Origin of the sequence: Oceanimonas sp. GK1 (genome assembly GCF_000243075.1) — a bacterium.
GTDB lineage: Bacteria > Pseudomonadota > Gammaproteobacteria > Enterobacterales > Aeromonadaceae > Oceanimonas.
Genome location: NC_016745.1, coordinates 2,851,197 through 2,868,347 on the forward strand (window position 1 = coordinate 2,851,197; position 17,151 = coordinate 2,868,347).

The 17,151-nt window shown below is 61.1% G+C and carries 13 protein-coding genes and 1 tRNA gene; 4 read left to right on the top strand and 10 right to left on the bottom strand.

Annotated elements, in window-relative coordinates; genetic code table 11:
- Positions 1-123: 123 nt before the first annotated feature.
- The 5 genes from GU3_RS13450 to GU3_RS13470 form a co-directional block, all read right to left on the bottom strand.
- On the bottom strand, positions 124-2,301 hold the full coding sequence (locus tag GU3_RS13450) for a malate synthase G (protein ID WP_014293075.1): 2,178 nt from the start codon (positions 2,299-2,301) through the stop codon (positions 124-126).
- 349 nt (positions 2,302-2,650) lie between these two features.
- A complete protein-coding gene (gene phoU / locus GU3_RS13455; protein WP_014293076.1) occupies positions 2,651-3,355 on the bottom strand; it encodes a phosphate signaling complex protein PhoU in 705 nt (234 codons plus the stop codon).
- A gap of 14 nt (positions 3,356-3,369) precedes the next feature.
- Complete coding sequence (pstB, locus tag GU3_RS13460) at positions 3,370-4,188, bottom strand: phosphate ABC transporter ATP-binding protein PstB (RefSeq protein WP_014293077.1); 819 nt, start codon at positions 4,186-4,188, stop codon at positions 3,370-3,372.
- A gap of 31 nt (positions 4,189-4,219) precedes the next feature.
- Entirely contained in the window at positions 4,220-5,869 is a 1,650-nt protein-coding gene (gene pstA, locus GU3_RS13465; RefSeq protein ID WP_014293078.1) for a phosphate ABC transporter permease PstA, read from the bottom strand.
- An 11-nt stretch (positions 5,870-5,880) separates the two neighbouring features.
- The gene (locus tag GU3_RS13470) at positions 5,881-8,100 is read right to left on the bottom strand and encodes an ABC transporter permease subunit (protein ID WP_014293079.1); all 2,220 of its coding nucleotides are present in this window, start codon (positions 8,098-8,100) and stop codon (positions 5,881-5,883) included.
- Between the two features lie 155 nt (positions 8,101-8,255).
- Between GU3_RS13470 and GU3_RS13475 the strand changes: the two genes are divergently transcribed.
- The 3 genes from GU3_RS13475 (at position 8,256) to ppx (ending at position 12,382) form a co-directional block, all read left to right on the top strand.
- Positions 8,256-8,756, top strand: coding sequence for a glycine cleavage system protein R (locus GU3_RS13475; protein ID WP_014293080.1), 501 nt, complete (start codon positions 8,256-8,258; stop codon positions 8,754-8,756).
- A gap of 77 nt (positions 8,757-8,833) precedes the next feature.
- Positions 8,834-10,888, top strand: a complete 2,055-nt coding sequence (gene ppk1 / locus GU3_RS13480) for a polyphosphate kinase 1 (RefSeq protein ID WP_014293081.1) — start codon at positions 8,834-8,836, stop codon at positions 10,886-10,888.
- 6 nt (positions 10,889-10,894) lie between these two features.
- Positions 10,895-12,382 (top strand): exopolyphosphatase, encoded by a 1,488-nt coding sequence (ppx, locus tag GU3_RS13485; RefSeq protein WP_014293082.1) that lies wholly within the window; start codon positions 10,895-10,897, stop codon positions 12,380-12,382.
- Between the two features lie 43 nt (positions 12,383-12,425).
- Here the strand turns inward: ppx and tadA are convergent, their stop codons facing one another.
- Positions 12,426-12,917, bottom strand: coding sequence for a tRNA adenosine(34) deaminase TadA (tadA, locus tag GU3_RS13490; protein ID WP_014293083.1), 492 nt, complete (start codon positions 12,915-12,917; stop codon positions 12,426-12,428).
- A gap of 168 nt (positions 12,918-13,085) precedes the next feature.
- Here tadA and GU3_RS13495 point away from each other — a divergent pair.
- Positions 13,086-13,162, top strand: a tRNA-Pro gene (locus GU3_RS13495).
- Positions 13,163-13,281: 119 nt separating this feature from the next.
- Here GU3_RS13495 and GU3_RS13500 read toward each other — a convergent pair.
- The 4 genes from GU3_RS13500 to phoB all read right to left on the bottom strand — a co-directional run bounded on the left by GU3_RS13500 (position 13,282) and on the right by phoB (position 17,129).
- Complete coding sequence (locus GU3_RS13500; protein ID WP_014293084.1) at positions 13,282-13,743, bottom strand: GNAT family N-acetyltransferase; 462 nt, start codon at positions 13,741-13,743, stop codon at positions 13,282-13,284.
- Positions 13,744-13,953: 210 nt separating this feature from the next.
- Positions 13,954-14,925, bottom strand: a complete 972-nt coding sequence (locus GU3_RS13505; protein ID WP_014293085.1) for a PstS family phosphate ABC transporter substrate-binding protein — start codon at positions 14,923-14,925, stop codon at positions 13,954-13,956.
- Between the two features lie 190 nt (positions 14,926-15,115).
- A complete protein-coding gene (gene phoR, locus GU3_RS13510) occupies positions 15,116-16,432 on the bottom strand; it encodes a phosphate regulon sensor histidine kinase PhoR (RefSeq protein WP_014293086.1) in 1,317 nt (438 codons plus the stop codon).
- A 7-nt stretch (positions 16,433-16,439) separates the two neighbouring features.
- Entirely contained in the window at positions 16,440-17,129 is a 690-nt protein-coding gene (phoB, locus tag GU3_RS13515) for a phosphate regulon transcriptional regulator PhoB (RefSeq protein WP_014293087.1), read from the bottom strand.
- Positions 17,130-17,151 lie beyond the last annotated feature (22 nt).

Consider the following 17,151-nt stretch of genomic DNA (forward strand, 5'->3'; position numbering starts at 1 on the left):
TGACAGCATAGGGCGGCCCTGAACAAGCCTTGACCGTTCAATATCGGGAGTGGATCACTTTTCTTGTCCAAACAAAAACCCCCGGCCTGAGGCCGGGGGTTGTACTTTGCCAAAGGCGCGCGCTTAGCCCTGGGCTTTCAGCTTGCGACGGTAGGCGTGCAGCAGCGGCTCGGTGTAACCGCTGGGCTGGGTGGTACCTTCAAACACCAGGGCACAGGCCGCTTCAAAGGCGATGCCGTCAAAGTCGGGCGCCATGTTGCGGTACAGCGGGTCACCGGCGTTTTGCTGGTCCACGATGGCGGCCATGCGCTTCATGGACTCCATCACCTGCTCCTGGGTCAGAATGCCGTGGCGCAGCCAGTTGGCGATGTGCTGAGCGGAGATGCGCAGGGTGGCGCGGTCTTCCATCAGGCCCACGTTGTTGATGTCGGGCACCTTGGAACAGCCCACCCCCTGGTCAATCCAGCGGACCACATAACCCAGAATGCCCTGGGCGTTGTTGTCCAGCTCGTTCTGGATCTCTTCTGCGGTCAGGGCATCACGGTCGGCCTGGGTCAGCAGCGGAATGGTCAGCAGATCGTCCAGCTTGGCCGGCTTGCGCGACTTCAGCTCGTCCTGACGCTCTTTCACGTTCACCTGGTGGTAATGGGTGGCGTGCAGTACGGCCGCGGTCGGCGACGGCACCCAGGCGGTGTTGGCACCGGCCAGGGGGTGTACGATTTTGGTTTCCAGCATGGTGGCCATGTTATCGGGGATGGCCCACATGCCCTTGCCGATTTGTGCCTTGCCCTGCAGGCCGGCGGCCAGACCCACGTCCACGTTGTTGTTTTCGTAGGCGCTGATCCAGGGTTGCATTCTCATGTTGCCCTTGCGCACCACGGCGCCGGCTTCCATGCTGGTGTGGATTTCGTCACCGGTCCGATCCAGGAAACCGGTATTGATGAACACCACACGGTCACGGGCTTCGTAGATGGCGGACTTCAGGTTGGCGCTGGTGCGACGCTCTTCGTCCATGATGCCCACTTTCAGGGTGTTTTCGGCCAGGCCCAGCACGTTTTCGATGCGGCTGAACAGCTCGACGGCAAAGGCCACTTCTTCCGGGCCGTGCATCTTGGGCTTGACGATATACACGCTGCCGGTACGGGAGTTGCGGTACTTGCCGTTGCCCTTGAGATCGTGAATGGCGATGAGGCAGGTCACCAGACCGTCGATGATGCCTTCCGGCACCTCGTTGCCGTCCTTGTCCAGTACCGCTTCGTTGGTCATCAGGTGACCCACGTTACGAACGAACAGCAGGCTGCGGCCGTGCAGGGTAAAGGCTTCGCCCTGGGGGTTCAGGTACTCGCGATCCGGGTTCAGGGTGCGGATGATTTCCTTGTCGCCCTTTTTCACCTTCTGGCTCAGGGTACCCTTCATCAGGCCCAGCCAGTTGCGGTAGACACCGACCTTGTCTTCGGCGTCCACGGCCGCCACGGAGTCTTCGCAGTCCATGATGGTGGACAGGGCGGCTTCCACCACCAGATCCTTGATGCCGGCCTTGTCGAGCTGGGCAACCGGGTTGGCGGCGTCGAACTGCAATTCAATGTGCAGACCGTTGTTGCGTACCAGCACGGCGCTGGGAGCCGCGGTATCACCCTTGTAGCCGGCGAACTTGTCGGCATCGGCCAGGGTGGTGGTATCACCGTTTTCCAGGGTGATGAGCAGCTGGCCGTTTTCCACTTTATAGGCGGTGGCATCGGCATGGCTGCCGGCAGTCAGCGGAGCGGCCTGATCCAGCAGGTTGCGTCCCCAGACGATCACCTTTTCGGCGCGGCGCGGGTTCAGGGACTTGGTCTTTTCGGCGCCATCGGTCTCGGGAATGGCGTCGCTGCCGTACAGCGCATCGTACAGGCTGCCCCAGCGCGCGTTGGCGGCGTTCAGGCAGTAACGGGCGTTGTTCACCGGTACCACCAGCTGCGGACCGGCCAGGGTGGCCAGCTCGGCATCAACATTGGTGGTGGTGATTTGATAGTCTTCCACCACCGGCACCAGGTAGCCGATGTCGGTCAGGAACTGCTTGTAGGCAACGGCATCGTGAGGCTTGCCGGCGTTGGCCCGGTGCCATTCATCAATCTGTTGCTGCAGGGCATCGCGCTTTTCCAGCAGGGCGCGGTTCTTGGGGGCCAGATCGTTGACGATCTGCTCCATGCCATTCCAGAACGCGGCAGGCTCAACGCCGGTACCGGGAATGATTTCATTTACTACCAGATCATGTAGAACGGTAGCGACTTGCAAAGTGCCGAGGTGAGTACGTTCCGTCATAGTTGCTTCTTCTATTCTAGTTGTCAGTAGTGTTCAATCCGACCGATCACTAACCCTAATCGCTTGGGAGCGATAGTTTACCCGCGAAGGCCGGTGGAGGCAAAGTCGAATTGCAATATATGGTCACAGGATCTTCACAAATTGTGCATAAAAAGCCAGTACAATTGTGATATTTGATATAAATCAATGATATAAGAACCCCACTCGGCCAGGGGCACCCTGCTTCAGGATTGGACAGGATCCTGCCACGATCCGGCTGTGCCGGCCGCCGGAACCCGGTCTTTTAGGGGGCCGGAAAACCAAAAAACGCGCCGAAGCGCGTTTTTATTCACCCGAATTGGGGCCGGGCTCAGTCCAGCATGCTGTGAATGTCTTCATCACTGGTATGACGCACGTCCTTGCCCTTGACGAAGTAAATGATGTATTCGCAGATATGCTGCACCCGGTCCCCTACCCGCTCCAGGGAGCGGGCACACCAGAGCACGTTGAGCACATGGGGAATGGAGCGGGGATCCTCCATCATGAAGGTCATCAGCTCGCGAATGATGGACTCGTACTCCCTGTCCACCTTGTCGTCTTCCTTGTGCACCTCAATGGCCGATTCCACGTCCATGCGGGCAAAGGCGTCGAGGGCGTCGTGCAGCATGCGCACGGTGCGCCGGCCCATGTTTTCCATCGACACCAGCGGCGGCTGCTTCTTGTTGGCATTGTCGAGCAGCATCATGCCGATGCGCTTGGCCACGTCACCGATACGCTCCAGATCGGTGATGGTCTTGATAATGGCCAGTACCAGCCGCAGATCGGACGCCGCGGGCTGGCGCTTGGCGATAATGCGGGTGCATTCCTCGTCGATCTGCACTTCCAGGGCGTTGACCTTGTGATCCGTGGCCACGATCTGGCGGGCCAGATCCATGTTCTGCTCGTGAATGGCGGTAATGGCGTCGGTGAGCTGCTGCTCTACCAGCCCGCCCATCACCAGCACCTGGTTGAGCACCCCTTCCAGCTCGGCATTGAACTGGCCGGAGATGTGTTTGTTGAGATTCAGCTTGTCCATTTTTGCGGAGCTCCTTAGCCGTAGCGACCGGTAATGTAGTCTTCGGTCTTTTTCTTGCTCGGGGTGGTAAACAGGGTATTGGTGTCGGCGTATTCAATCAGCTCGCCCATGTACATAAAGGCGGTCTGATCCGAAACCCGGGCCGCCTGCTGCATGTTATGGGTCACGATCACCACAGTGTACTGCTCTTTCAGGGTATTGATCAGCTCTTCGATCACCAGGGTGGAGATGGGATCCAGCGCCGAGGTGGGCTCGTCGAGCAGCAGCACCTCCGGCTCGATGGCGATGGCCCGGGCGATCACCAGCCGCTGCTGCTGACCGCCGGACAGACCAAAGGCGTTGTCGTGCAGCCGATCCTTCACCTCTTCCCACAGCGCCGCGCCGCGCAGGGAGCGCTCCACCGCCTCGTCCAGCCGGCGGCGGTCGTTGATGCCCTGCAGGCGCAGGCCATAAACCACGTTTTCATAAATGGACTTGGGAAACGGATTGGGACGCTGAAACACCATGCCCACCCGGCGGCGCAGCGCCGCCACGTCCACTTCCTTGCCATAGATGTTCTGGTTGTGCAGCAGAATTTCACCTTCGATACGACAGGTTTCCACCAGATCGTTCATGCGGTTGATGCAGCGCAACAGGGTGGACTTGCCGCAGCCCGAGGGGCCGATAAAGGCGGTCACCTGGCCCTTGGCAATTTTCATGTCCACGTTGAACAGCGCCTGCTTGGCGCCGTAATACAGGTTGAGTCCGCGTACTTCCAGGGCGGTCTGCTCATCGCTCAGGCGGCCAAGATCCAGGGTGCTGTCCTGAGTCAGGGGGGTCGCTACGTTAATCATGTGTCTATACCTCTAAATCGTGCCGGCCGGATCACTGTTCCAGCGAGCGGAATTTTTCACGCAGGTGATTACGAATGCCGATGGCGGTCAGGTTCAGGCCCACGATCACCGTGACCAGCAAAAAGGAGGTGGCATACACCAGGGGCCGCGCCGCCTCCACGTTGGGGCTCTGGAAGCCCACGTCGTAAATATGAAAGCCCAGGTGCATGAACTTGCGCTCCAGGTGCAGATAGGGGAAGTTGCCGTCTACCGGCAGGTTGGGCGCCAGTTTCACCACCCCCACCAGCATCAGCGGCGCCACCTCGCCCGCGGCCCGGGCGATGGCCAGGATCAGGCCGGTCATGATGGCGGGGCTGGCCATGGGAATAATAATGCGCCACAGGGTTTCGGCCTTGGTGGCGCCGAGCGCCAGCGAGCCCTGGCGTACCGAGGCGGGAATGCGCGACAACCCTTCCTCGGTGGACACGATCACCACCGGCAGGGTGAGAATGGCCAGGGTCAGCGCCGACCACAGCACCCCGGGCGAGCCAAAGGTGGGACTCGGCAGCGCCTCGGGGTAGAACAGCTTGTCGAGGGAGCCGCCCAGCATGTACACGAAAAAGCCCAGGCCAAACACGCCATACACAATGGAGGGCACCCCCGCCAGGTTGATCACCGCAATGCGGATGATCTTGGTCAGGTTGCTCTTGCCCGCGTATTCATGCAGGTAAATGGCGGCCACCACCCCCAGGGGCGTGACGATAATGGCCATCAGGATCACCATGAACACGGTGCCGAAAATGGCCGGGAACACCCCGCCCTCGGTGTTGGCTTCCCGCGGCTCGCCGGTGATGAACTTGCCCATGGCGCCAAACCAGTGACCGGTCTGGGCCAGCCAGCCCATATCGTTGGGCCAGGCCACGTCCAGCACCTCGCCCAGGGACAGGGTCACTTCCTGGCCGCGCATGTCGCGCACCACCACGCTGTCGCGGCGGGCCTCTTCCCGCAGGGCAAACAGTTCCTTCTCCAGCACTTGATAATCGGCGCGCAGCTGCTGCTGTTCGGCCTGAATGGCGGCCAGGGCCGCGTCGGTCAGCTCGCCGTCGAGCTCCAGGCTGCGCTGCTTGAGGCGCAGTCGCTCAAGCTGGTGGTTGATGCTGCCAATATCGCCCCGCTGCAGTTCGTTCATGCGCTCGTCGAGTTCTTCTACCCGCGCAATGCGCGCCAGCAGTTGCTCCCGTACGTCACCGCCCACCGCCTGGCCGTTCTCCTGCACCTGCTCCACATAGCCGTAGAAATTGCCGTTGTGGGAGCGCTCGATCACCGCCAGGTTCATAGGCTCGCTGCGGGACACAATGTCGGTTTCCAGGATCCAGCGAAAGTCCAGGGGCACAAACTCCCGGTTGCCGGTTTTCACCAGGTAGCGGGTCAGGGTATCGGCACTCACGCCTTCCAGCGTCAGGCCGGCACCGCGCAACTGGGCCACCGGCACCGCTTCACGGTCGTGAATTTCACCGATCACGGTATAACGCTCACCTTCCGGTGTGCTCAGCTGCCACTCATAAATGGTGTGCGGCCAGAAGTAGGTGAGGCCGCGCCAGCCGATCATCAGCAGCAGACCCAGCACCGCCACCAGGCTGAGGCTCACCGCCCCGCCGGTCATCCAGATCCAGGGCGTACCCGATTTGAACCATTTACTCATCGTCTCGCCCCTTACATTGAGCTGTATTTGTCACGCAGCCGCTGACGCACGAACTCCGCAACCGTGTTGAACAGGAAGGTGAACACAAAGAGCACAAAGGCCGCCAGGAACAGTACCCGGTAGTGAGAGCTGTTCACCTCCGCTTCCGGCATTTCCACCGCAATGTTGGCGGCGAGGGTGCGCATGCCGTTGAAGATGCTGAAGTCCATCACCGGGGTATTGCCGGTGGCCATCAGCACTATCATGGTCTCGCCCACGGCCCGGCCCAGGCCCATCATCACCGCCGAGAAGATGCCGGGACTGGCGGTGAGCATCACCACCCGGGTCAGGGTCTGCCAGGGCGTGGCGCCCAGGGCCAGCGAGCCGTTGGTCAGGTGACGGGGCACCGAAAACACCGCGTCTTCGGCGATGGAAAAAATAGTAGGAATGACCGCAAAGCCCATGGCGATGCCCACCACCAGGGAGTTGCGCTGGTCAAAGCCGATGCCCAGTTCGTTGGTCAGAAACCCTCGGGCATCACCGCCGAAAAAGGCGTTTTCCACCGCCGGGCTGAAGGCAAAGCAGGCCCAGCCCACCAGCACCACCACCGGCAGCAGCACCAGGCTCTGCCAGCCCTCGGGCACGGCGTTGCGCAGGCGCTTGGGCAGGTGATGCCAGGCAAAGGCGGTGAGCAGTACCGACGCCGGCAGCAGCACCAGCACCAGCACCACGCCGGGAAGATGAGACTCAATCAGCGGCGCCAGCCACAAGCCGGCCAGAAAACCCAGGATCACCGTGGGCAGGGCTTCCATGATTTCCACCGTCGGCTTGACCACCTTGCGCAGCCCCGGTGACATGAAATAGGCGGTATAGACGGCGCCGGCAATGGCAATGGGCACCGCGAACAGCAGGGCGTAGAAGGCGGCCTTGAGGGTACCGAAGGAGATGGGCACCAGGCTCAGCTTGGCCTCGAAGTCGCTGCTGCCGGAGGTGGACTGCCACACATACTGGGGCTCGGGATAGCCTTCATACCAGACCTTGGTCCACAGCGCCTTCCAGGTCACTTCCGGGTGCTCGTTGTCCACCTCAAAGGTGGACAGACGACCATTTTCGGCCACCAGCAACAGGTTGTTGCGCGGTGACAGCGCCAGCGCCGATACCTGCTCTCCTGCCAGCTTGCCGGAATAAAGATGGCTGCCGCCGGTGGTGTGAAAAATATCCACCTCGCCGCCCCGGCTGACGGTGATGAAGCCCTTGCGGTTCACTTCGTTGGCGATGTGCACCACCGGACCGCTGGCCTCGAACTGGCGAATAAAGGTAAATTCGCGCTTGCCGTTGCTTGCCACTTCAAACCACTGGGACACCACGCCGTTGTCGTTGCCCACCATCAGCGAGTTGCCGCCGGACAGCAGTATCATGGTGGTGATGTTGCCCCCCTGCGCGTTCATCGGAATGACCGAGCGCAGCCGCACCTTATTGATGTTGCGCACGTCATACACCGACACCTCGTTGCCGCTGCGCACAAACATGAACCGCAGGCTGGGGGTCACCAGGACCTGATCCACCTGCGCCGGCAAACCGGGAATGGCCACCTGGGTGGGCGTGAGCTCAATCTCGCCGGTCAGGAAGTTTTCCTTGCCGGAGAAGCGAGTCAGCACGATATCGCCGCCGGCCACCACCGCCGCCGCCAGCAGATCCTCACCGTTGCTGGCAAAGCTCAGCCTCTCCAGCGCCCGGCCCTGCTCGTCCACCTGCAGTGGCGCCTCGCCAAAGGGATAGGTCAGGCCGGGGGTAATGGTGCGCACATTGTCCGGATAGCTGACATCAAACTTGGGCGCCAGCACCTGCATGGTGCCGTCGCGCCGGCCATAGGCCGCCATCGGCTTGCCGTCGTTGGCGGCCGCCGTGGTGATGTCGCCGCTTAACGACTCGCTGGCCAGCGGCACGCCCCCGTCCACCAGGGAATAAAAGTGCACGTCGCCGTCACCGGAAAAGATAAAGGCCTGTTCGTTCTGCTCTTCCACGCCCAGCAGCAGCGGCGCCTCGCTGCCGGCCAGGTCAAGCTGTCCGGCGGGCTCCACATTGGCACCGTTGAAGATGGGTTTGACCACGTACAACAGGTAGAAAAAGATCAGCAGCAGTGCCACCAGCACGATAATGCCGCCGGCGGTCACGCCCATTTGGGCGGCCCTGTCCTTAAGCCAGCGCTTGCGGCTGCCGCTCAGGGCCATGGTTTGAGTCTGGGTTGACATTCCGTCACTCCGTTCGCTTTGCAATTGCCTGCATTCTATGGCGTTTAAATGACAATTTTGTTACATGCCACAAAAGCCGCAAGTGCTCCTGTCAAAAATGCCGGCGGCGTGTATCTTGAACTGTGCACTGGTTTCATTATTCAAGGAGAGAGCCCATGAAAACCCTGGTTGCCACCCTGATTGGCCCCGACAAAACCGGCCTGGTCAAACAACTCGCTGCCCTTATTCATCAGCACCACGGCAGCTGGCAAGGCAGCGCCATGAGCGAGCTGGCCGGTTATTTCGCCGGCATTGTGGAAATACAGGTGCCCGCCGAGCACAGCGACAAGCTGGAACGGGCGCTGAAGTCCCTGCCCGAGTTTCAGGTACAGCTGGTGGAAGGCAAGGGCCCCACGCTGCAGGGGCAGCAACTGCGGCTGACGGTCACCGCCAATGACCGGCTCGGCATCATCCAGGAGGTCACCGACATTCTCGACAGCCTCCATATCAGCGTGAAAAGCCTGAAGACCCACAGCCATCCGGCGCCCATTACCGGCATTGCCCTGTTCGAGGCCCAGAGCACCCTGACCCTGCCCCACGGCCAGACCCTGGGCGATCTGCAAAGCCGGCTGGAAGCCCTGAGCGACGACCTGGTGGTGGATATCGAGCTGCTGTGAGCCGTCATTAAAATGTCATAGTTCTTTGTCATAAAACGTTCCCAAAAGCGACGCATTCACTGCATAACGGGAACACAATGGGCACGGAAAAATGGTACCTGGAAAAGGAACTCAGCTGGCTGTCATTCAATGAGCGGGTATTGCAGGAAGCCATGGACAAAAGCGTCCCGCTGGTAGAGCGGGTACGCTTTCTGGGCATTTTCTCCAACAACCAGGATGAATTTTTCAGGGTTCGTGTGGCCGACGTCAAACGGCGGGTGATGATAGACGCCGATCAGGGCAAAACCAACGGCGCCGCCTCGCTGCTGCAGCAAATTCAGCAAAAGGTGGTGCATCTCGGTACCACCTTTGACGAGGTTTACAAGGAGCTGATTGTCACCCTGGCCCGGCAGAACATCTTTCTGCTGAACGAATCCCAGCTCGACCCCGAGCAGGAACGCTGGGTGCGGCGTTATTTCGAGAGTGAGGTGCGCGCCTACCTCGCCCCCATCATCATGGCTGAGGGCATCGATCCGGTGCGTTTTCTGAAAGATGAAAACACCTATCTGTGTGTGGGCATGAGCAAACAGGCGCGCCATCATTATGCCCTGGTGGAAATTCCCACCGATGTGCTGCCCCGTTTCGTGGTGCTGCCACCGGGCAAAAGCCGGCGCAAGAAAAGCATCATCATCATGGATAACGTCATTCGCCTGTGCCTGAACGAACTGTTCGCCGGCTTTTTCGAGTACGACGACATTCACGCCTATTCCTTCAAGATGACCCGGGATGCGGAATACGATCTGTCGGATCAGCTCGATCAGAGCCTGCTGGAAAAAATGAGCGATGGCCTCAAGCAACGGCTGACCGCCCTGCCGGTGCGCTTTGTGCACGACCGCGACATGCCCCCCGAAATGGTACAGGGGCTGGTGCGTAAACTCCGCATTCAGGGCCACGACACCGTCATGCCCGGCGGCCGCTACCACAATTTCAAAGACTTTATCGGCTTTCCCAACGTCGGCCGCAAGCACCTGGTCAACCCGCCCCTGCCGCCGCTTAGGTGCCGGGAGTTTTGCGACAGCCCCTCATCCTTTGACGCCATTCGCCGGCGCGACATTCTGCTGTATTTTCCCTACCACAGTTTCAGCCACGTGACCGAGTTCGTGCGCCAGGCGTCCTTTGACCCGGCCGTGGTCGGCATCAGAATGAACGTGTACCGGGTGGCCTCGCTGTCGCGCATCATGTATTCGCTGATGGACGCCGCCAGCAACGGCAAAAAGGTGACCGTGGTGATTGAACTGCGCGCCCGGTTTGACGAAGCGGCCAACATCGAATGGGCCAAACAGCTGACCGAGGCCGGCATTAGCGTGGAGTTCGGCGTACCCAGCCTCAAGGTTCATTCCAAGCTGTGCCTGGTAACCCGGCGGGAAGAAGGCCGGCTGGTGCAGTATGCCCATATCGGCACCGGCAACTTCAACGAAAAAACCGCCAATATCTATACCGACTTCTCCCTGCTCACCGCCAATCCGGAGATCACCAGCGAGGTGGCGGCGGTGTTCGACTTTATTCGCCAGCCCTACCACCGCACCAAGTTTCAGCATTTATTGGTCTCCCCCCTCAATCACCGGCGCGGGCTTTACGCCATGATCGACGCCGAGATCGCCAACGCCCGCCAGGGGCTGCCGGCCCGCATGGTGCTCAAGCTCAACAATCTGGTGGACAAGGGGCTTATTCACCGGCTCTATGCCGCCAGCCAAGCGGGGGTGGAGATCGATCTGATCATTCGCGGCATGTGCTCGCTGATGCCGGGGGTACCGGGGATCAGCGAACGCATTCGCGCCATCAGCGTGATCGACCGCTTTCTTGAGCATCCCAGGGTGATGGTGTTTCACAACAACGGACAGCCCAGGGTGTTTATCTCCTCGGCGGACTGGATGACCCGCAACATGGATTTTCGGGTCGAGGTGGCCACCCCCATACTGGCGCCCGAGCTGCGCCAGCGCATCATCGACCTGCTCGAATTGCAGCTGAGCGACACCAGCAAGGCCCGCATTCTGGACGCCCGCCAGAGCAACCGCTATGTGCAGCGGGGCAACCGGCGCAAGATCCGCTCACAAACCGCCACTTACGACTACCTTAAAGCGCTGGAGGCATAAGCGCCCATGACCGATCAGTACGTTGCCACCATTGACCTTGGATCCAACAGCTTTCACATGGTGATCGCCCGCCGTCACGGCGACGGCCTGCGCATCATCGACCGGCTGAAACAACGGGTACGCCTGGCCGACGGCCTGGACGATGCCAATCTGCTCAGCCAGGAGGCCATGGAGCGCGGCCTGGCCTGCCTCGGGCTGTTCGGTGAGCGGCTCAGGGGCTTTCATACCAGCCAGGTACGGGTAGCGGGCACCCACACCCTGCGGACGGCCGTCAATGCCCAGGAATTCCTGCGCCGGGCCCGGCAGGTGCTGGGCTTTCCCATCGACATCGTCAGCGGCAACGAAGAGGCCCGCCTTATCTACCAGGGCGTGGCCCATACCCAGCAGACCCAGGGCCGTGTGCTGGTGATCGACATCGGCGGCGGCAGTACCGAGCTGATTATCGGTGAGGACTTCGAGTGCCGGCAGGTCTCCAGCCGCCGCATGGGCTGCGTCAGTTTTACCCGCCAGTATTTCGCCGACGGCGAGCTCAGCGAGGCACGTTTTGCCCAGGCCATCGCCGCCGCCGAATACCAGCTGGCCCCGGTGCTCGGCCGCTACCTGGCGCTGGGCTGGGATCAGGTGCTCGGCAGCTCCGGCACCATCAAGACCCTGCTGGAAATGTGCACCGCCGTTACCCATGACCCGGTGATCGACCTGCCCGGGTTGCTGCACATCAGGCAGCGGCTGGTGCAGGCCGGCCATGTCGAACAACTGGACATTCCAGGCCTGAGCGAAGAGCGCAAACCGCTGATCGCCGCCGGCCTGTCCATCCTGCTCGGCATCTACCGCAGCTTCAACCTCGAACACATGGGCTTTTCCGACGGCGCCCTGCGCGAAGGCCTGCTGCATACCTGCTTCGGCCGAGTCAGGCACAGTGATATTCAGCGCAATACCCTGCAGGCCCTTGGCCGGGAATACCACATCGACGCGCGCCAGGCCGGCCGGGTACAGGACACCGCCGGGCAACTGTTCGCCCAGGTGTGCGACGCCTGGCAGCTTGAGCCAGACCTGGGCAAGCTGCTGGAACATGCCGCCTGGCTGCACGAGATCGGCCTGCACATCAACTTTACCGGCGTCCACCGCCATTCCGCCTATATCGTCGGCAATGCCGACCTACCCGGTTTTACTCAGGAGCAGCAAAAAGCCCTGGCGGCCCTGGTACGCTTTCACCGCAAGGCGCTTAAGCTGGCGGAGCTGGAGCCGCTGAACCAGTTGCCGGAGCAGCCGTTATGGCGCCTGATTCGGCTGCTGCGGCTGGCGGTGGCCCTGAACCGCCGCCGCCAGGACGACATACTGCCACCGCTGGTGTTGAGTGCCGGCGCCGATGATGAACTGCGCCTGAGCCTGCCCGCCACCTGGTGCGACGGCAATCCCCTGCTGCTCGCTACCCTGGAGCGGGAGCAGGCCTATCAGGACAAGGTGGGCTGGAAACTGACCCTGGCCCGATCATGATCTCGGGCCGGTAAAGGCCGGAACGGCCATTGGGAAGGAGCAGTCAGCCCCCCGCCGCCTGCTTTCTGGCGGCCTTTTTTTCCGCCCGGCGGCGCCTGAAAAAGTCACTGAGCTGGGCCGAGCAGGCGTCGGCCAGCACCCCGGCGCGCCAGTCAACCCGGTGATTGAGCCCGGGGGTGGCCAGCAGCTGCAGTACCGAGTCCACGGCGCCGGTCTTGGCGTCACTGGCACCATACACCAGCCGCTGAATGCGGCTGTGCACCATGGCGCCGGCACACATCATGCACGGCTCCAGGGTCACGTAGAGGGTGCACTCCAGCAGGCGGTAGTTGCCCAGGTGCGCACCGGCCTGGCGCAGGGCCATGATCTCGGCGTGGGCGGTGGCATCGTGATGACCGATGGAGCGGTTCCAGCCCTCGCCCACACAGTCGCCGTGATAGACCACCAGGGCGCCCACCGGCACTTCCCCTTCCTGCTCGGCCCGGGCCGCCAGTGCCATGGCCCGGCGCATCCAGTATTCGTCTTGCTCGTTCATTCACCGCCTCCTGAAGGCGGCTATTATGGCAAAAGCCGGCCTCGCTGCAAGCAAAGCGGAAAAAGGCCGAAAAAACCGCCATCACGAACAATAAAGCGCCAAACGAACACAAAACACCAAAAAGGGACTTGCAGCAAACCGGCCGGGTCTTTATAGTTGCTGCCAATTCGGCGTGTAGCGCAGCCTGGTAGCGCACTGTCATGGGGTGTCAGGGGTCGGAGGTTCAAATCCTCTCACGCCGACCAAATCATCCTCAAAAAGCCCACCTTACGGTGGGCTTTTTGCGTTTAACACACGCTTATCTTCGTCAGGTATGTACCGGCTGTGTGTAGGTGCTCCCGCCTTAGCGGGAGCACTTCGTCCCTTACGCCTTGTACTCCATCAGCAGCACTTCTATCGACTGGCCATGCCGCGACCGCCGGCGCTGCTCCACCTCGGTAAAGCCCATGGCCTCGAAAAACGGCCGGGCATTGATGCTGGCATCGCAATATAACCGGTACAGGCCCCTCGACGCCGCCTCGGCCTTGAGCCGCTGCATCAGCGCCCGGCCAATGCCCTCTCCCTGGCGCTCATGGTGCACATAAAACAAATCGATGCGGCCATCATCATCCAGCTCGGCAAAGCCGAGCAGCCGTTTCCCTTCCATCGCCACCAGCGGCCGGGTACGAATAAAACGACTGACCCAGCGTGGTTCGTCATACTCCTCAGGTGCCCATACCGCCAGCTCACTTTCACTGTAATCGGCCTGGTTGATCCGGTGCACGGTATCGTGGAACAACTGCCAGATACTGCCCGTTTCACCACTGCGGATCTTCCTGATTTCCATAATTGCTCCTGCTTCACATACTGCGTGCTGTGCTTCCCCCTATATAGCCACAGTTACCGGTAATAAAAAAGTGGCTTTTCCGCCGGGTTTGGCCGGTGAGCGCGGTTTTTACACGTCTGGTGGCGAAAACCGCGGCCAACTCGGCCATTAAACGTAAAAAAGCCCCGGGGTATCCCCCGGGGCCAACACAACCAAGACAGTATGGCGATATTACTTCAGACCCAGCTTCTTGAGGTCGGCGTCCACCACGGCGGCGGGCACCGGCACGTAGCCGTCCTTGTCGACGATCTGCTGGCCCTGCTTGGACAGCATCAGCTTGACGAATTCGGCTTCCATCGGGCCCAGCGGCTTGTTGGGGTGCTTGTTCACGTACACGTACAGGAAGCGGGACAGCGGGTATTCACCGCTGATGGCGTTCTCGGCGTTGGCTTCCACAAAGTCGGTAGAGCCGACTTCGGCCAGGGGCACGGCGCGCACGCTGGAGGTGCTGTAGCCCAGACCGGAGTAGCCGATGGCGTTCAGGGAAGAGGACACGGACTGCACCACGGAGGCGGAGCCGGGCTGCTCGTTCACGTTGTTCTTGAAGTCACCCTTGCACAGGGCCTCGTCCTTGAAGTAGCCGTAGGTGCCGGACACCGAGTTACGACCGTAGAGCTGAATATCGCGGTTGCTCCAGTCGCCATCCAGGCCGGTCTGGCCCCACTGGGTGATCTGTTCGGCCATGCCGCAGGCCAGGGTGCTGGAGAAGATGGCATCCACCTGATCCATGCTCAGGCCCTGAATGGGGTTGTCCTTGTGCACGAACACCGCCAGGGCATCGATGGCCACCCGTACCGGGGTCGGCTTGTAGCCGTAGCGCTTTTCAAAGGCTTCGATTTCGTTGCTCTTCATGGCACGGCTCATGGGGCCGAACTGGGAAGTGCCTTCGGTCAGGGCGGGCGGCGCAGTGGACGAGCCGGCGGCCTGGATCTGCACGTTGACGTTGGGATACTGGCGTTTGAACTCTTCGGCCCACAGGGTCATCATGTTGGCCAGGGTGTCAGAGCCCACGGAAGACACGTTACCGGAAACACCGCTGACTTTTTGATAATCAGCCAGGGAGGCGTCTACGGCCGCGAAGGCGGAGGTGGCGGCCATGGCCACGGTCAGTCCCAGTGCACTTGCCAGTTTGTTCAGTTTCATCCTTAATCTCCAATTCGGGTTCGGTCATTCAAGACGCAGCCAGTATTGCTGCCGGCAATGACAACTATATGACCCGCAGGTGACGCTTTTATGACAACCTGCCCCGTGGTTTTGCTTCCGTCATATAACCGCAACCGTCATCAACAAAACGGCCTCCACAGGAGTGGAGGCCGCAGGTCGGCAAAAAGGCTCAGGCGCTCTGCTGAACACCGGTGTCGGCCACCAGCAGGCGGGCAGGTAAGCGGAAACTGAAACAACTGCCCTTGCCCGGGCGACTCTCTATTTCCAGATGGCTGTCGTGATGTCCGAGGGCGTGCTTGACGATGGCCAGGCCCAGGCCGGAGCCGCCGGTCTGGCGGCTGCGAGCCTTGTCGACCCGGTAGAAACGCTCGGTCAGCCGGGCGATGTGCTCCGGGGCAATGCCCTCGCCGTCATCGCTCACCGCAAAACGGCCGAATTCACCCTGGCGGCCCCACTCCACACGAATATGACTGCCCGGCGGGGTGTGGCGTACGGCGTTGTACACCAGGTTGGAGACGGCACTGCGCAGTTGCTCCGGCTCGCCCCGCACCTTGAGCCCGGCTTCCACCACAAAGCTGAAACGGTGCCCGCGCTCGCCACTGAGCGCCAGCGCCTCCTGCTCCAGCATCTGCAACATGGCGGGCAGGTCCACCACCTTGGTAAAGTCGGAGTCGGGAGCGGCCTCATAACGGGTCAGGGTCATCAGCTGGTTGACCAGGGCGTCCATGCGCTGGGTCTGCTCCAGCAGCACTTTCTGGGTTTTGCGCCACATGGCCTCGGAAGGCGGATCTTCCAGCATTTCCAGGTAGCCCTTGAGCACCGTCAGGGGCGTACGCAGTTCATGGGAAACGTTAGCCACAAAGGACTTGCGCACCTGCTCCAGGCTGCGCAGCCGGGTGACATCCCGCACCACCAGCAACGCCTGATCTTCGGTGTAGGGCATGATGCGGCATTCCAGCAGCCGCTCCTCGCTGAGCGGTGACGGCATTTCCAGTGGCTCGCGAAAATCGCCCCGCTTCATGTAGGCGATAAATACCGGTGTACGGATCAGGTTGGCAATGTGCTGGCCGGCATCATCGGGCCAGCGAAAGCCCAGCAGTTGCTGGGCCAGCTTGTTGCACCAGATGATGCTGCCATCCCGGCGAATGACCACGGCGGCATCGGGCAGGGCCTCGGCCCCTTCACGAAAGCGGCGCACCAGATTGGCCAGCTCCCGGCGCCGGGCACGCTGGCGCTGCTGCAGCCGGTAAATGCCGTTGAAAATACCTTCCCAGCTGCCCTTGCCCTCGGGCGGGGTCAGGCTGCGATCCTGCCACAACCACACCGACAGCTTGTACTGGTAACGGTATTGCACAAACAGCTGGATCAGCGTGCCCGCCAGCAGCCCCCAGGCCAGGTTGCCCGCCAGCAGGCCGCCCAGCCCGAAGGCCGAGTAAAACAGGCCCAGACGCCACCATTTGCCCCGGTTGGAATTCTGTTGCTGCATGAAAGCCTCATAGGCGAACGGAAAAACGGTAGCCGGCACCCCGCACCGTCTGTATCAGCTTGTCGTGCCCGGTGGCCGAAATGGCCTTGCGCAGCCGGCGAATATGCACATCCACGGTGCGATCTTCCACAAACACATTGGTGCCCCACACATTATTGAGCAACTGCTCGCGGCTGTATACCCGCTCCGGGTGGGTCATAAAGAAATGCAGCAGCTTGAATTCGGTGGGCCCCATGTCGAGCTGCTGGCTGTCGGCGCTCACTCTGTGACTGAGCGGATCCAGGCGCAGGCCCTGCACTTCGATGATGTCTTCCACCGAAGTGGGCGCTACCCGGCGCAGCACCGCCTTCAGCCGGGAGGTCAGCTCCTTGGGCGAAAACGGCTTGGTGATGTAGTCGTCGGCGCCCACGTCCAGGCCCTTGATCTTGTCTTCTTCCTCGGCCCGGGCGGTGAGCATGATCACCGGGATCTGGCGGGTGAGCTCGTCCTGCTTGAGGTGCTTGATCAACTGAATGCCGCTGCCGCCGGGCAGCATCCAGTCGAGCAGAATAAGCTCCGGGTAGGGCTCCTTGATCATCTCCAGGGCCTGGTCGTAATCTTCCGCCTCCTGGGTGGCAAAGCCTTTTTGTTCCAGCACGAAACACAACATTTCCCGAATGGGCGCTTCATCCTCAACCACCAGTATTTTCCGTGTCATTCTTCAACAGCCTCTCGGTATG

Bases quoted from the DNA above. Each gene is read 5' to 3' on its own strand.
- pstA (WP_014293078.1), bottom strand. From the start codon at position 5,869: ATGAGTAAATGGTTCAAATCGGGTACGCCCTGGATCTGGATGACCGGC.
- GU3_RS13475 (WP_014293080.1), top strand. From the start codon at position 8,256: ATGAAAACCCTGGTTGCCACCCTGATTGGCCCCGACAAAACCGGCCTG.
- phoB (WP_014293087.1), bottom strand. From the start codon at position 17,129: ATGACACGGAAAATACTGGTGGTTGAGGATGAAGCGCCCATTCGGGAA.
- ppx (WP_014293082.1), top strand. From the start codon at position 10,895: ATGACCGATCAGTACGTTGCCACCATTGACCTTGGATCCAACAGCTTT.
- GU3_RS13500 (WP_014293084.1), bottom strand. From the start codon at position 13,743: ATGGAAATCAGGAAGATCCGCAGTGGTGAAACGGGCAGTATCTGGCAG.
- GU3_RS13505 (WP_014293085.1), bottom strand. From the start codon at position 14,925: ATGAAACTGAACAAACTGGCAAGTGCACTGGGACTGACCGTGGCCATG.
- GU3_RS13470 (WP_014293079.1), bottom strand. From the start codon at position 8,100: ATGTCAACCCAGACTCAAACCATGGCCCTGAGCGGCAGCCGCAAGCGC.
- pstB (WP_014293077.1), bottom strand. From the start codon at position 4,188: ATGATTAACGTAGCGACCCCCCTGACTCAGGACAGCACCCTGGATCTT.
- tadA (WP_014293083.1), bottom strand. From the start codon at position 12,917: ATGAACGAGCAAGACGAATACTGGATGCGCCGGGCCATGGCACTGGCG.
- phoR (WP_014293086.1), bottom strand. From the start codon at position 16,432: ATGCAGCAACAGAATTCCAACCGGGGCAAATGGTGGCGTCTGGGCCTG.
- phoU (WP_014293076.1), bottom strand. From the start codon at position 3,355: ATGGACAAGCTGAATCTCAACAAACACATCTCCGGCCAGTTCAATGCC.
- ppk1 (WP_014293081.1), top strand. From the start codon at position 8,834: ATGGGCACGGAAAAATGGTACCTGGAAAAGGAACTCAGCTGGCTGTCA.
- GU3_RS13450 (WP_014293075.1), bottom strand. From the start codon at position 2,301: ATGACGGAACGTACTCACCTCGGCACTTTGCAAGTCGCTACCGTTCTA.